This is a genomic window from Pseudonocardia sp. ICBG1142 (assembly GCF_020496255.1).
Taxonomy (GTDB): domain Bacteria; phylum Actinomycetota; class Actinomycetes; order Mycobacteriales; family Pseudonocardiaceae; genus Pseudonocardia.
Genome location: NZ_JAHLJC010000031.1, coordinates 1,248,428 through 1,261,072 on the forward strand (window position 1 = coordinate 1,248,428; position 12,645 = coordinate 1,261,072).

The 12,645-nt window shown below is 74.3% G+C and carries 17 protein-coding genes; 11 read left to right on the forward strand and 6 right to left on the reverse strand.

What is annotated here, in order from left to right; genetic code table 11:
- Nucleotides 1-85 precede the first annotated feature (85 nt).
- The 5 genes from KPL59_RS30050 to KPL59_RS30065 all read left to right on the forward strand — a co-directional run bounded on the left by KPL59_RS30050 (nucleotide 86) and on the right by KPL59_RS30065 (nucleotide 3,029).
- Nucleotides 86-238, forward strand: coding sequence for a hypothetical protein (locus tag KPL59_RS30050; protein ID WP_020624367.1), 153 nt, complete (start codon nucleotides 86-88; stop codon nucleotides 236-238).
- Between the two features lie 136 nt (nucleotides 239-374).
- On the forward strand, nucleotides 375-1,289 hold the full coding sequence (locus tag KPL59_RS30055) for a sulfite exporter TauE/SafE family protein (protein ID WP_226362775.1): 915 nt from the start codon (nucleotides 375-377) through the stop codon (nucleotides 1,287-1,289).
- 97 nt (nucleotides 1,290-1,386) lie between these two features.
- The gene (locus KPL59_RS36155; RefSeq protein ID WP_255677809.1) at nucleotides 1,387-1,515 is read left to right on the forward strand and encodes a hypothetical protein; all 129 of its coding nucleotides are present in this window, start codon (nucleotides 1,387-1,389) and stop codon (nucleotides 1,513-1,515) included.
- A gap of 96 nt (nucleotides 1,516-1,611) precedes the next feature.
- On the forward strand, nucleotides 1,612-1,788 hold the full coding sequence (locus KPL59_RS30060; protein WP_226362776.1) for a hypothetical protein: 177 nt from the start codon (nucleotides 1,612-1,614) through the stop codon (nucleotides 1,786-1,788).
- Entirely contained in the window at nucleotides 1,785-3,029 is a 1,245-nt protein-coding gene (locus tag KPL59_RS30065; RefSeq protein ID WP_226362777.1) for a putative sulfate exporter family transporter, read from the forward strand. Before KPL59_RS30060 ends, KPL59_RS30065 begins: the two co-directional genes overlap by 4 nt.
- A 39-nt stretch (nucleotides 3,030-3,068) precedes the next feature.
- Here KPL59_RS30065 and KPL59_RS30070 read toward each other — a convergent pair whose 3' ends face one another.
- The 3 genes from KPL59_RS30070 to KPL59_RS30080 form a co-directional block, all read right to left on the reverse strand.
- Nucleotides 3,069-5,021 (reverse strand): FAD/NAD(P)-binding protein, encoded by a 1,953-nt coding sequence (locus tag KPL59_RS30070; protein ID WP_226362778.1) that lies wholly within the window; start codon nucleotides 5,019-5,021, stop codon nucleotides 3,069-3,071.
- Between the two features lie 205 nt (nucleotides 5,022-5,226).
- Nucleotides 5,227-5,598 carry a barstar family protein gene (locus KPL59_RS30075; protein WP_226362779.1) on the reverse strand — a complete coding sequence of 124 codons (372 nt, stop codon included), beginning with the start codon at nucleotides 5,596-5,598 and terminating at the stop codon, nucleotides 5,227-5,229.
- Nucleotides 5,595-6,062: a ribonuclease domain-containing protein gene (locus tag KPL59_RS30080; protein ID WP_226362780.1), complete on the reverse strand. Its 468-nt coding sequence runs from the start codon at nucleotides 6,060-6,062 to the stop codon at nucleotides 5,595-5,597. Before KPL59_RS30080 ends, KPL59_RS30075 begins: the two co-directional genes overlap by 4 nt.
- A gap of 314 nt (nucleotides 6,063-6,376) precedes the next feature.
- Between KPL59_RS30080 and KPL59_RS30085 the strand changes: the two genes are divergently transcribed.
- Complete coding sequence (locus KPL59_RS30085; protein ID WP_143510327.1) at nucleotides 6,377-6,619, forward strand: hypothetical protein; 243 nt, start codon at nucleotides 6,377-6,379, stop codon at nucleotides 6,617-6,619.
- 9 nt (nucleotides 6,620-6,628) lie between these two features.
- Here KPL59_RS30085 and KPL59_RS30090 read toward each other — a convergent pair whose 3' ends face one another.
- On the reverse strand, nucleotides 6,629-7,489 hold the full coding sequence (locus KPL59_RS30090; RefSeq protein ID WP_226362781.1) for an LLM class F420-dependent oxidoreductase: 861 nt from the start codon (nucleotides 7,487-7,489) through the stop codon (nucleotides 6,629-6,631).
- A gap of 150 nt (nucleotides 7,490-7,639) precedes the next feature.
- Between KPL59_RS30090 and KPL59_RS37870 the strand changes: the two genes are divergently transcribed.
- The 3 genes from KPL59_RS37870 to KPL59_RS30100 are packed head-to-tail and all read left to right on the forward strand — an operon-like array spanning nucleotide 7,640 to nucleotide 9,024.
- Nucleotides 7,640-7,711, forward strand: coding sequence for a putative leader peptide (locus KPL59_RS37870; protein WP_374111682.1), 72 nt, complete (start codon nucleotides 7,640-7,642; stop codon nucleotides 7,709-7,711).
- Nucleotides 7,712-7,768: 57 nt separating this feature from the next.
- Nucleotides 7,769-8,218 carry an OsmC family protein gene (locus KPL59_RS30095; protein ID WP_226352004.1) on the forward strand — a complete coding sequence of 150 codons (450 nt, stop codon included), beginning with the start codon at nucleotides 7,769-7,771 and terminating at the stop codon, nucleotides 8,216-8,218.
- 17 nt (nucleotides 8,219-8,235) lie between these two features.
- Nucleotides 8,236-9,024, forward strand: a complete 789-nt coding sequence (locus KPL59_RS30100; RefSeq protein WP_226362782.1) for an enoyl-CoA hydratase-related protein — start codon at nucleotides 8,236-8,238, stop codon at nucleotides 9,022-9,024.
- Nucleotides 9,025-9,216: 192 nt separating this feature from the next.
- Here the strand turns inward: KPL59_RS30100 and KPL59_RS30105 are convergent, their stop codons facing one another.
- Nucleotides 9,217-10,098: a hypothetical protein gene (locus KPL59_RS30105; RefSeq protein ID WP_226362783.1), complete on the reverse strand. Its 882-nt coding sequence runs from the start codon at nucleotides 10,096-10,098 to the stop codon at nucleotides 9,217-9,219.
- 320 nt (nucleotides 10,099-10,418) lie between these two features.
- Between KPL59_RS30105 and KPL59_RS30110 the strand changes: the two genes are divergently transcribed.
- The gene (locus KPL59_RS30110; RefSeq protein ID WP_226362784.1) at nucleotides 10,419-11,264 is read left to right on the forward strand and encodes an NAD-dependent protein deacetylase; all 846 of its coding nucleotides are present in this window, start codon (nucleotides 10,419-10,421) and stop codon (nucleotides 11,262-11,264) included.
- Nucleotides 11,265-11,268: 4 nt separating this feature from the next.
- Here KPL59_RS30110 and KPL59_RS30115 read toward each other — a convergent pair whose 3' ends face one another.
- Nucleotides 11,269-11,451: a hypothetical protein gene (locus KPL59_RS30115; protein WP_226362785.1), complete on the reverse strand. Its 183-nt coding sequence runs from the start codon at nucleotides 11,449-11,451 to the stop codon at nucleotides 11,269-11,271.
- Between the two features lie 44 nt (nucleotides 11,452-11,495).
- Here KPL59_RS30115 and KPL59_RS30120 point away from each other — a divergent pair, with 44 nt between their 5' ends.
- Complete coding sequence (locus tag KPL59_RS30120) at nucleotides 11,496-12,461, forward strand: zinc-binding dehydrogenase (protein WP_226362786.1); 966 nt, start codon at nucleotides 11,496-11,498, stop codon at nucleotides 12,459-12,461.
- Nucleotides 12,462-12,645 lie beyond the last annotated feature (184 nt).

Genomic DNA, 12,645 nt, shown 5'->3' on the forward strand with positions numbered 1-12,645 from the left:
CAGCCGTTGTCCGGACATCTTCACCGCGGTCCCGACCTGCGGACGTCGGCTTGTCGACACCCCGCTCGCGTTCCACCATGGATCGGTGACCACCACCGCCACGCCCGCCGACCGGGTCCTGTCACCCGGCCGCTCGCAGGCGGATCCGGCGGTGTCCTGGCACCTCGTCGCGCACCTCGAGCGGTTCTGGCCGTCGCGCCGGCTCGACGCGTTCGACGAGTTCTGTCGCGCTCGCTGACCCGTCCCACGGCGCCGAGCGCCACCCCACCACACCACCGGTCACCGTGACCGCGGCCGCCCCCGCACCCGCGTCCCCCACCGGGACGCGCCGGGGCCCGGGACCGCGTCCGCCGGCAGTCCGGGAAGGATCGTCCGTGCCCACACTCATCGTCTTCGCCCTCGTCGGCCTCGCGGCCCAGCTGGTCGACGGCGCGCTCGGCATGGCCTACGGCATCACCTCGACCTCGCTGCTGGTCTTCGCCGGGATCAACCCGGCCACCGCGAGCGCCTCGGTGCACCTGGCCGAGGTCGGCACCACGCTCGCCTCCGGCGCCTCGCACTGGCGCTTCGGCAACGTCGACTGGAAGCTCGTGCTCAAGCTGGGCGTGCCGGGTGCGGTCGGCGCGTTCCTGGGAGCGACGCTGCTGTCGGCGCTGTCCACCGAGAACGCCGCCCCGTTCATGTCGGGGATCCTGCTCGCCCTCGGCGTCTACGTCCTGCTGCGCTTCAGCGTGCGGCCGCCGAAGGTCGCCACCGCCCGCACCTCCCCGCACGGCGCCCGGTTCCTGTCCCCGCTCGGCCTGGTCGCCGGCTTCGTCGACGCGGCCGGCGGCGGCGGGTGGGGCCCGGTCTCCACCCCGGCCCTGCTCAGCGCCGGACGGACCGCACCGCGCACCGTCGTCGGTTCGGTCAGCGCCTCGGAGTTCCTGGTGGCGCTCGCCGCGAGCGCCGGGTTCCTCGTCGGGCTCGGCCACGAGGTGCTCGACCCCTCCACCATCGGCGGGCTGCTGATCGGCGGGGTGCTGGCCGCGCCGCTGGCGGCCTGGCTCGTCACCCGCATCCCGGCGCCGGTCCTGGGCTCGGCGGTCGGCGGCGTCATCATCCTCACCAACGCCCGGACGCTGCTGCGGGCCGCCGACGCGAGCGGTGCGGTGACCGCGGCCGTCTACGCCGTCATCCTCGTGCTGTGGGCGCTGGCGATCGGCGCGGCGGTCACCCGGCTGCGCCGCAGCCGGACCGAGGACGCGGCGACGCCGGTCGACCAGGAGCAGCCGGTCTCCACCGGCTGACCTCCCCACGGGCCGGGCGGATGCGGTGTCCGGACACCCCGTCCGTCCCGTGGGCGACACCTTGTCCGCTTCGTCCCGACAGCGCACGATCGGGGCCATGACCGCCCCGGTGTCCCGTCGCTGCGCGACGCACCCCGCGGTCCTCGCGCACCTCGCGCGACACCGGGAGGAGTTCTGGCCGTCCCGGCGGCCGCACGCCTACCACGAGTTCTGTCCGCGGTTCTGACGCGCGTGGCCCGGCCGGGTCACGCGCCGCCGTGTACCCGCGCACCCACTCGTCGTGGAGGAACTCCATGTCCCGCACCACCTCCGGGGGCCACCCGTGAGCACCCCGTCCGACACCCCGCCCGGCACCCACGCCGGCACCGACCACGAGCCCGGGGACGTCCCCGCACAGCGGCGCCTCGCCCTGAACGAGGACTGGGCCGCGACGGTCGTCGGCCTCCTCCTGCTCGTCCTGATCCTGTCCGGGCTCTGGCCGGGGTGGCTGGTCCCGTGACCGACCAGCACGCCGGCCGACCGACCGAGCCACGGACCACGCCGCCGACCGCGCCGCAGACCCAGCCGCAGACCCAGCCGCAGACCCAGCCGCAGACCCAGCCGCAGACCCAGCCGCAGACCCAGCCGGAGACCGGGCCCGACACCGGGACACAAGCGCCGACCCGCTCCCCCGTCCTGTGGAGGCTCGGCGGCGTCGCGGTCGTCCTCGTCCTCGGCGGACTCGTCCGCTACCTCGAACAGACCGTCCCGGACGCCGCCGAGGGCACCGCGCTGTCCGGGATCGCCGACGCGATCGAGTACCCGGTCTACGCGATCGCGCTCGGGCTGCTCGGCAACGTCGTGCTCACCCTGACCGGGCTGCGCGAACGGCTCTCGGGCGGCTTCCGCACCGAGTTCTTCATCAAGACCGGTCTGGTCCTGCTCGGCGCCTCGATCGACTTCTCGGTCATCGTCCGCGCCGCCGGACCGGCCGTGGTGCAGGCGGTCGTCCTGATCACCGTGGTCTTCGGCTTCACCTGGTGGCTCGCCGGGCGGGCCGGGGTCGACGACAAGCTCCGCGCCCTGCTGGCGTCCGCGGTGTCCATCTGCGGCGTCAGCGCGGCGATCGCGGCCGCCGGCGCGGTGCAGGCCCGCAAGGAGCAGCTCGCCTACACGGCCAGCCTGGTGATCCTCTTCGCGCTGCCGTCGATCTTCCTGCTGCCCGCCGCCGTCGGGGCGCTGGGGTTGTCGCCCGCCGTCGCCGGTGCGTGGATCGGCGGCAACATCGACACCACCGCCGCGGTCAGCGCGGCCGGGGCGATCGTCGGCGAGGAGGCGCTGCAGATCGCGACCATCGTGAAGACCACCCAGAACGCGCTGCTGGGCGTCGTCGCGGTGGCGCTGACGGCCTACTTCACGCTGAAGGTCGAGCGCAGCGGCTCGGCGGGCCGGCCGGGCCCGCGCGAGTTCTGGGAGCGCTTCCCCAAGTTCGTGCTCGGATTCCTCGCCGCCTCGGTGATCGCGACCGTGTTCGTCGCGACCGCCGGCTCCGACGTCGCGAAGCCGCTGATCAGCGACGTCAACGCCTTCCGGACTACGTTCCTGATCCTGGCCTTCGTCTCGATCGGCCTGGAGTTCCGGACGGCACCGCTGCGGGAGGCCGGGTGGCGCCCGATCGGGGTGTTCGCCGCGGCGACCGGGGTCAACCTGGCCGTCGGCCTCGGACTGGCGGTCCTGCTGTTCTCCGGTCTGACGGTCTGAGTCCGGGTCCCGCCCGGGGCAAACCCCGGGCGGGACGGCTCAGGCCGCCGGGACGGCGCGGGCCGCGGCGCCGGGCAGGGCCCCCAGCACGGCCCGGGCGACGGCGTCGTTGTAGCGCAGGCTCTGCGCGTTCATCCCGGGCCGGGTGAACGCCCCGGCGACCTTGACCGTGGTGTGCGGCCCGACCGCGAACCGTCGCTCGTGCACCCCGCCGTCCGCGGTGTGCAGTGCGCCGTCGGCCGGGCGGACCGACAGCAGTCCGGTGTTGCGCAGCGGGGCGCCGTCGTCGTCGTACAGCACCTCTTCGACGGCCTCACCACGGGCGAGCAGCCCGCCCAGCAGCCCGTCCACGGTGCGCGAGACGCTCGGGTCGGGCAGCCGGGCGTCGACCAGCACCCGGGAGGTGACCGGCTCCGCACCGGCGAGGGTGGTGCTGGTGGCGTGGAACCCGTCGGCGTCGACGTCGACGGTCATCCCCGCCCCGAGGAACCGCAGGTACCCGGCACGGGAGAGCGCGAGCATCTGGCGGACCCGGAACCCCGGCGGGCCGGAGGCGACGGAGTTGAAGAACGACTGCCACCACGGCAGGTCCCGCGCCCGCGAGCGCGGTGAGAGCACCCCGGCCCCGGCGAGGCGGGTGGTCTCGGTGTAGACCGACAGCATCGCGACGAACGCGCCCAGGTGCGGGGTGTGCCGCTCGTCCACGTGCTGGCGCAGGTCCTCGGCGATGCGCTCGCGCACCAGCGGTTGCAGCGTCTCCAGGTCCGGGGCGTGCACGCCGTCGAGCGGCCGGTCCAGCGCGGTGAGGTCGAGGCGGTCGAGCGGGTCGGGCACCAGCTCGGCGATCAGCGCCGTCTCCTCGGGCGAGCCGTGTGCGACGGCCGCGAAGCGCTCGGCGAACTCGTCCCACCGGGCGCGGACACGGTCGGGGTGGCCGACGAACAGCTCGTGGTACCAGCCCCAGCCGATCTCCTTCGCCATCAGCGGCCACACCTGGGTGGCGACGTCGACCGGGCCACCGGAGGCGATCAGGGCGTCGACCACCTCGGGCGTGAGGAACCGCGGCAGCGGCGGACGCCCGCCCCGCAGCTGGTAGTGGGTCTTGGAGTGGTAGGTCGCGCCGCGCGGGGACCCGCCGACGAGCACCGGCTCCCGCCCGCACGGCTCGTAGCGCAGCCGGTCCGGGTCGGTGTCGTCCGGGTCCGCCACGAAGCGGCCGCCGCGGCCCTCGAACAACAGCACCACGAGGTCGACGAACGCCAGCCCCAGCCCCCGGGCCAGCACGGTCTCGCCCGGGGCGATGACCGAGAGGTCGGAGTCCGAGGTCTGCTCGGGTGGCAGGTAGCGCAGGCCGAGCTCGGCGGCGCGGGCGGCGAGCGCGATCTCGTCGTCGGTGGGGGTGGCGTCGAGGTGCCCGGAGGCCAGGACGACGGCGTCGCCGCGCAGGACGGTGCCGTCGGCGAGGGTCACGACCTGCCGGCCGTCGGCCTCGTCGAGGGCCTCGGCGGTGCTGCGGTGCACGTGCACCCGCATCCCGGCCGGCGCCCGCTCGACGACCTCGCGCAGCACCGCGGCGAGGTAGTGGCTCTGCAGCCGCCGCGACGGGAACGTCGACGCAGTGACCTGCGCCAGCTCGTCGGCGAGCTCCGGACCGAGCTCGGCAACCGGGTCACCGTGCTCGCGCAGGTCCCGTGCCCAGTCCCAGAACGACGGGCCGGGCGCCACCGGGCCGTCGCAGACGACCGAGTCGTCGGTCCACATCGTGACGTCAGCGGCCATCGAGTTCATCGCGAGCAGCGGGGACTGCGCGTGCCGCCAGATGCGGCCCGCTCCGGCCGGGAACGGGTCGACGAGGTGGACGTCGACGCCGGGCCCGGCGAGGGCGTCGGGCAGCAGCTCGGGGGCACTCGCGACCATCCGCTCGAGCACGCCGGCCCCGCGGGGGCCGGCGCCGACGATCACGACGGACGGGGCGTGCGGACTACGGGACATGGGGGCGCTCCTGGGTCGGCGGGCGGAGGGGGACGCCCCCTCACGGCGCCCACCGCAGGCGGCACAGGTCGACGTGCCTGCGCCTCACCAGCCGGAGACCCATGGCGTCCACGGTAGGTCTCCTCCCCGTCCACGGCCACCCGTCACGGACCGTTCCCCGGGGTCAACGTCGTGCCGCACCCCTGGGATTCCGGGGCGTGGCCGTTCAGGTCGCGGGACCCGCCAGGGTGACCCGCAACGGCCGGTCGGTGCCCGCCGTCGTCTCGACGGCCTCGGCGAGGATCTCCAGGACGGCCGCGTGGGTGCCGGGGTCGGCCGCGGCGAGCGGCCCGTCGGCGACGACGAGCTCGACCGGTCCGGGGGGCAGCCAGGACAGGTCGCCCAGGCAGTCCGCCAGCGCGTCGAGGTTGTGGCCGTAGTACTCGGGGAAGCTCAGCGCCCGGCCGAGGGCGGCCAGGACCGCGGTGCGGTCCGCGGCCCCCTCGACGACGGCGACGAGACCGGAGCCACCGGCCCGCCCCCGGGCCGCGTCGACGGCGGGGGCGGTTCCGGCGCTCTCACGGGGAAGGGTGCTCACCTCGAGACGTCTACCACGACGAACGAGGCGTAGTGGTCGGCCGTGTAGTAGTACTCCCCGCCCGATCCGGTGACGATCCGCCGGGCACCGCGGGTGCTCGACCCGGGGGTCGTCACGGTGAACTCCTTGTAGTAGCCCGAGGACTTCGCGGGCAGGATCCCCTCCCGGTTCTGGAAGGTCGTCCCGTCCTGGCTGTACGGGTACGGCCCGCCGGAGCGGATCAGCCGGTAGGTGTCGGTGGCCTGCGACGGCAGCGACGACAGCGCCCGCACCGGCAGCCCGGACTCCTCCTCCCCCGGCACGGCGGCCGGGGCGGCGGGAGCGGCGACGGCGGCCGGCGCGGCCGGGGCGGGTGCGGCGACGGCCGCGGCGGGCAGGGCGAGGCCGAGGACGGCCAGTACGGCGACGAGCGCCCCGACGATCAGGGCACGCAGCCCGGACCGCGCATCCGGTCGAATGATCATGGTCCGGACGCTAGGTTGCGTCACCCTTTCGGGTACAGGTTTCGCAACGAACCGTCACGGGCTCGTCACCCGCCGTTTCCATGACCGGCGCGACGACCACCCTCCGTTCGCCCGCCGACCGCGCCGACCGGCCCCTGACAGGCGATGATCACGACCGGTCACCGCGCCGGCGCACCCGGTCACCGTGTCCTGCGTCGCACCGGTGTTCTACGCACAGTAAAAGAGCGTTGGAGCGGGTACAACGGAGTTCGAGAGACCAGGAACGACTGCGCATAACACGCCCCGACCCCGACACGTTCAACGGAGAACGTCGCATGACCGCAGAGTTGATTCACCCCCTGCCCGAGGCTCCCCCACCCGTGGAGACCCCGGCACCCCAGGCCGGCCGCTCGACCGTGGACCGGCTGCTGGACTCGATCGACGACCTGGTGCGCCGCCACCGCGCGCTCGCCGCGCACGACGGCGCCTCCGCCGCCCTGCACGCCGAGCTGATCGCGGCCGAGCTGGACCAGCAGGTCGCGATCCTCCGGACGATGCCCCGCCAACCCGGCGGCTGACCGAACGGGTCAGAGCTCGGCGGCCGCCGGGATGATCTCCGACCCGAACACCCGCAACGGCTCGATCGCCGCCACGTCCGGCACCATGGTGTGCACGTGCTGCACGCCGAGTGCCGCATAGCCGCACAGCTCCTCGACCGCCGCCTTCGGATCGGCCGGGTCGAGCCGCGTCATGACCGTCTTCTCGATCTCGTCGTAGTCGCGCCCCACCTCCTCGCAGCGGGTGCGCAGCACGTCCAGCTTGCGCTCCAGCTCGGGGCCGCCGAACAGGTTGCACGCGTCGGCGTACTGCGCGACCAGGCGCAGCGTCTTCCTCTCCCCACCACCGCCGATCAGGATCGGCGGGTGCGGCCTGCGCAGCGGCTGCGGTGTGTTCAGTGTGGCGCCGAGCCGGTAGTGGGTGCCCTCGAAGGGGCCGTCGTCGTCGCTCCACATCTGCCGGGCGATGCGCAGCGTCTCCTCCAGCCGCTCGAACCGCTCCGCCGTCGGCGGGAAGAACAGTCCGAGCCCGGTGGCCTCCTCGTCGTTCCAGGCGGCGCCGATGCCCAGCATCGCGCGGCCCTTCGACAGCACGTCCAGAGTGGTCACGGCCTTCACCAGCAGACCAGGGTCGCGGTAGGTCACCGCGGTCACCCAGGCCAGCAGGTCGACCTTCTCGGTGCGGGCCGCCAGGTAGCCGAGCACGGTGTAGGCCTCGAGCATGTCGGTCTCGACCGGTCCGACCGGCCGGATCTGCCAGAGGTGGTCCATGACGCTCACCCGCGCGAAGCCCTGTTCCTCGGCCGCCGCGGCGATCCGGGACAGGTCGTCGGCCAGCCCGGCCGGGCCGGCCGGGTAGGTGAAGTCCGCGATGTGCAGTCCGATCCTCACAGCTGTCCTCCCATAAACGGAGCAATCTCCGTTTACGAGCGTAGCCCTCCCCGGCGACGGGCGCCACCGCACGCATCGGACCACGGGCGTCGCCGGTTCGGTCGACTCCATCACGTCGCGCACAACCGTTCGGTGCGGTTCACTGGCGTCGTGATCGCGCTCGTGCGGAGGCTGCACATCGACCTCGCCCGGACGGCCGGGGCGCTCTGTCCGCGCCCCTGAACCGCCGCCTCTGATCAGCCGCCCCCGCACACGTATCGCACCCCTGGGAGTTCACCCATGCCCCTCGTCACCTTCGCCGTCAGCGGTCAGGGCACCGGCGTCGCGCAGACCGTCGCGGTCGATGGCGCCGACTACGTCATCGAGACCGACGCCTACCCCGCCTTCGGCGGCAAGGACGAGCACCCCAGCCCGCTCGCCTACACGCTCGCCTCGCTGTCGTCGTGCAACCAGGTCACCAGCTCGATCGTCGCGAAGGAGCTCGGAATCACGATCGAGCACGTGCGCTTCGACGTCGCCGCCGACTTCAACCCGACGACGATGACCACCGGCACCCACCGCGACGGCGAGACCACCTTCCAGAACCTGCGGATCGACGCCGTCATCACCACCGACGGCACCGACGAGCAGGTCGCGCAGCTCGCCCGCGAGACCGAGCGCCGCTGCCCGGTGTCGCAGCTGTTCGCCCTGGCCGGGGTGTCGATCACCAGCACCTGGACGAAGGCCTGAGGTCCTAGTCTGCGGGGGTGGCAGACACCGTCGACTCCCCCGAGCTCGTCCACCTGGCCGTCGAGGCCGGGATCGCGACCATCACCCTGGACTCGCCGCGCAACCGCAACGCGCTCTCGGCGCAGCTGCGCCGGGAGCTGATCGCGCACCTCGACGCGGCGATCGCCGACGACGCGGTGCGGGTGATCGTGCTGACCCACACCGGCACGGTGTTCTGCGCGGGCATGGACCTGCGGGAGTCGCGGGGCGCGGGCACCGAGCAGCAGGGTGTCACCGAGGTGCCGCGGATCCTGACCACGCTGTGGGACTCCCCGAAGCCGGTCGTCGCCCGCCTGTCGGGGCCGGCCCGCGCCGGCGGGGTCGGGATCGTGGCGGCGTGCGACATCGCCGTCGCCGCCGAGTCGGTCACCTTCGCCTTCTCCGAGGTCCGGATCGGGGTGGTGCCCGCGGTCATCTCGGTGACCGTCCTGCCGCGGCTGTCCGCCCGCGCCGCGCACGAGCTCTTCCTCACCGGGGAGACCTTCGACGCGCGGCGCGCGGTGGCCGTCGGGCTGATCAACAGCGCCGTCCCGGCCGAGGCCCTCGACGACGAGGTGGCCCGCTACACCGGGATGCTGCGCCTCGGTGCGCCCGGCGCCCTGGCCGGGACGAAGGCGATGCTGCGGCGCGAGCGCCCGGCGGCGATGAGCGACGACTTCGCCGCGATGAACACGCTGTCCGCGTCCTACTTCGCCTCCGAGGAGGGGCAGGAGGGCATCCGGGCCTTCGGGGAGAAGCGGACGCCGTCCTGGGTGCCGCAGGGCTGAGCCCGTTGCCCCCGGCCCCGGCCCCGGCCCGGCCTGGCTGGCCCGGCCCGGCCTCGCCTCGCCCCGCCCTGGCCCGGCGCGCCTGGCCCCGCCTCGCCCTGACCCGGCCCGGCTCGCCACGCCCTGGCCTGAGCCGGTCCGGCCCGGCCCGGCGAGTGGCACGTCAGGCACCTCGGACCCCCTCGGCCGGGTTCACGGCGTACCACTCGGCGCGTGGTCCAGGGCCCGGCCGATCTCCGCGACGATGCGCCGGGGCTCGTCGCGCAGGTCGAACCGGGTGTAGCGGTAGATCCGCCACCCGGCGTCGACGAGGCGGGTCACCCTCGTGGCGACGCGCAGGACCCGGTCGGGGCCGGTGTGGTCGGCGCCCTCGTACTCGATACCGACGCGGACCGCGGGGTAGGCGAGGTCGAGCCACACCGCGCGGCGCCGGACGTCGTCGAGCACCGGGTGCTGGGCCTGCGGTCTCGGCAGCCCGGCCCGGACCAGGAGCAACCGCAGCCGGGTCTCGGGTGGGGACGCGGCGCGCCGGTCGGCGAGCCCCAGGACGCCGGGGACCCTGGACACCCCGCGCAGGCCCCGGTAGCGGACCGCGAAGTGCAGCAGCAGGTCCGGGGAGAACCCGTGCCGAAACGCCAGCGCGTCCACCGCGACGACGGCGTCGGTCTCGTCCTCACCACGGGCGAGGTCGAACGCGGTGCGCAAGGGCGTGGTGACCCGGATCCCGTCGCGCCACCCGATCTCACCGGGGTGCAGCCGGTCGCGGCGCACGCGCACCCCGGCCGGGGCCCGGGCCCGGACCGGGAGCAGCACCTCGACCGGCGCCCCGGCCGGCGCGCACGGAGCACCGGACAGCTCCGCCGCGGCCCATCCCGCGATCACCCCGCGACCGCCGGACCAGCGGGACACCGCCCGGCACCGGTCGGCGTGCCCGAGCGGGACGAGGTGCCGGGCGGCCCAGGTGTCGGGCAGCACCCGGACGAACGCCGGCCCCTGCAGCCGTCGCGCCGTCACGAGACCGGCTCGGACAGCGGCCGAGCCGCGGAAGATCAGGGGCCACCCCGGTACGTCCACCGGCGCAGGATCGCCGGGACACCGCGCCGGGCGGGGCCGTTCGGCGTCCCCGGTGTGCGATCGCGAACCAGTTCGGTCGCCGGGGTGCGCCGAGTGGCACACCACGGACCCGGGACCGGCCCCGACGGGTTCACCGCGTACCACTCGGCGGGCACGTTCGGCGCCCCGGCGGGGCCGAGCGCGTGCGGCGGGGCGAGAGGCGTGCGGCAGGCGGGGGGTGCTCGGCGGAGCGGGAGGTGAAGCGGAGGGGCGGCGGGGCGGGGCGGAGGCGCGGGCCGTCGGAGCGCGGGGAGCCACCGGGCGCGCCTACCCTGGAAGGCATGCCCTCCCCCGCCGTCACCACCGACCCGGGTGCGGCGCTGGATCTGCTCGCCGGGCGACGCCTGGTCGTCCTCACCGGGGCCGGGCTGTCCACCGACTCCGGCATCCCGGACTACCGCGGCCCGGGCTCGCGCCCGCGCAACCCGATGACCTACTCCGAGTTCGTCTCCGGCGAGGCCGCACAGCAGCGGTACTGGGCACGCAGCCACGTCGGCTGGGCCCGGATGCGCCGCGCCGACCCCAACCCCGGGCACCGCGCGCTGGCCGCGCTGGGGGCCGCGGGCGTCGTCGACGGGCTGGTCACGCAGAACGTCGACGGCCTGCACACGGTGGCCGGCAGCCGCGGCGTCGTCGACCTGCACGGGCGCATCGACGAGGTCGTCTGCCTGGACTGCCGACGGATCACCGCCCGCGACGCGCTGGCGGCCCGGCTCACCGCGCTGAACCCCGGCTTCACCGAGGCGCACAGTGCGCAGGTCGAGACCGCCCCGGACGGCGACGCCGCGGTGGAGATCACCGACGGGTTCCGGATCGCGCCGTGCGCATCCTGCGGCGGGGTCCTCAAGCCGCACGTCGTGTTCTTCGGGGAGAACGTGCCGAAGGACCGGGTGGCGCGGTGCTACGCGATGGTCGCCACGCTGACCCCCGAGGACGGTGCGCTGCTCGTCGCCGGGTCCTCGCTGACCGTCATGTCGGGGCTGCGGTTCGTCCGGGCCGCCCACCGGGCGGAGGTGCCGGTCGTGATCGTCAACCGCGGGGCGACCCGGGGCGACGAGCTCGCCGACCCGCGCGTCGACGCGGGCTGCTCGGAGGCCCTGACCGCGCTGGCGGCCCAGCCGGTCTGAGTGCTCAGGCCCTGCCGTCGCGGCGCCCGCGGGGCGTGTCGAAGCGCCGGGTGGCGCGGTCGACCCCGATCGCGACCAGCGCGCACGCGGGCAGGACCACCACCGTCACGAACACGACCTGCACCACGAACGGCAGGCCGGTGAGCCACAGCTCGAACGCGTCCCAGCCGTCGATGATCGTGCGCACACTCCACACGGTAGTCCCCGCGCCCAGGCATTAGGTTCGGGGCCATGTTCGCTGTCTACGCGCAGGAGCCCAACGCCGACGCTCCCCTCGACTCCCTCGTCGTGGGCGAGCGGCCCGACCCCGAGGTCCCCGACGGCTGGGTCTCCGTCACCGTCTCCGCCGCCAGCCTCAACATGCACGACCTGTGGACGCTGCGCGGGGTCGGCATCAAGCCCGACCAGTTCCCGATGATCCTCGGCTGCGACGGCGCCGGGACCCTCGACGACGGCACCGAGGTCGTCCTCTACCCGATCATCGGCGACCCGGACTGGCGCGGCGACGAGACCCTCGACCCGAAGCGCACCCTGCTCACCGAGCGCCACCAGGGCACGATGGCCGAGAAGGTGATCGTCCCGGCGCGCAACGCGGTCCCCGCCCCGAAGGGCCTCACCCCCGGCCAGGGCGCCGCGCTCGGCACCGCCTGGCTGACCGCGTACCGGATGCTGTTCACCAAGTCGGGCCTGCAGCCGGGCCAGACCGTGCTCGTCCAGGGTGCCTCCGGCGGCGTCTCGACGGCGCTGATCCAGCTGGGCCGCGCCGCGGGCCTCCAGGTGTGGGTCACCGGCCGCGACGAGGAGAAGCGCGCGCTGGCCGAGCGGCTCGGCGCGCACGCCACCTTCGAGTCCGGCGCGAAGCTGCCGGGCAAGGTCGACGCCGTCATGGAGTCGGTCGGCGAGGCCACCTGGAAGCACTCCATGCGGGCACTGCGCCCCGGTGGCCGCATCGTCCTCTGCGGCTCCACCTCGGGCCCGAACCCGCCCGCGGACCTCCAGCGGCTGTTCTTCCTCCAGCTCGAAGTGGTCGGCTCGACCATGGGGACGCGGCAGGAGCTCGTGGATCTCATGAACTTCGTCGCGACGGCCGGGATCGCGCCGGAAATCGGGACCGAACTGCCGATGGACTCCGCGAAGGAGGCGTTCGAGGCGATGTCCGCGGGGCGGACGGCGGGGAAGATCGTCCTGACCCGCTGATCCGTTACGAGATCCGGGTGTGATGCATTCGTGATGTCGTTGGGTCACGTCAAGCGGTCTACGAAATGCCTGGTCGTCGCCCTGTCGGTCATCGCTGCGTGACGACCGCCCGGCGCTCGGGGGACGTTTGCCCAGGACAGGGTCGGATTTCGCCCGTTCGGCAAGTACAGTGCGTCATCGTGAC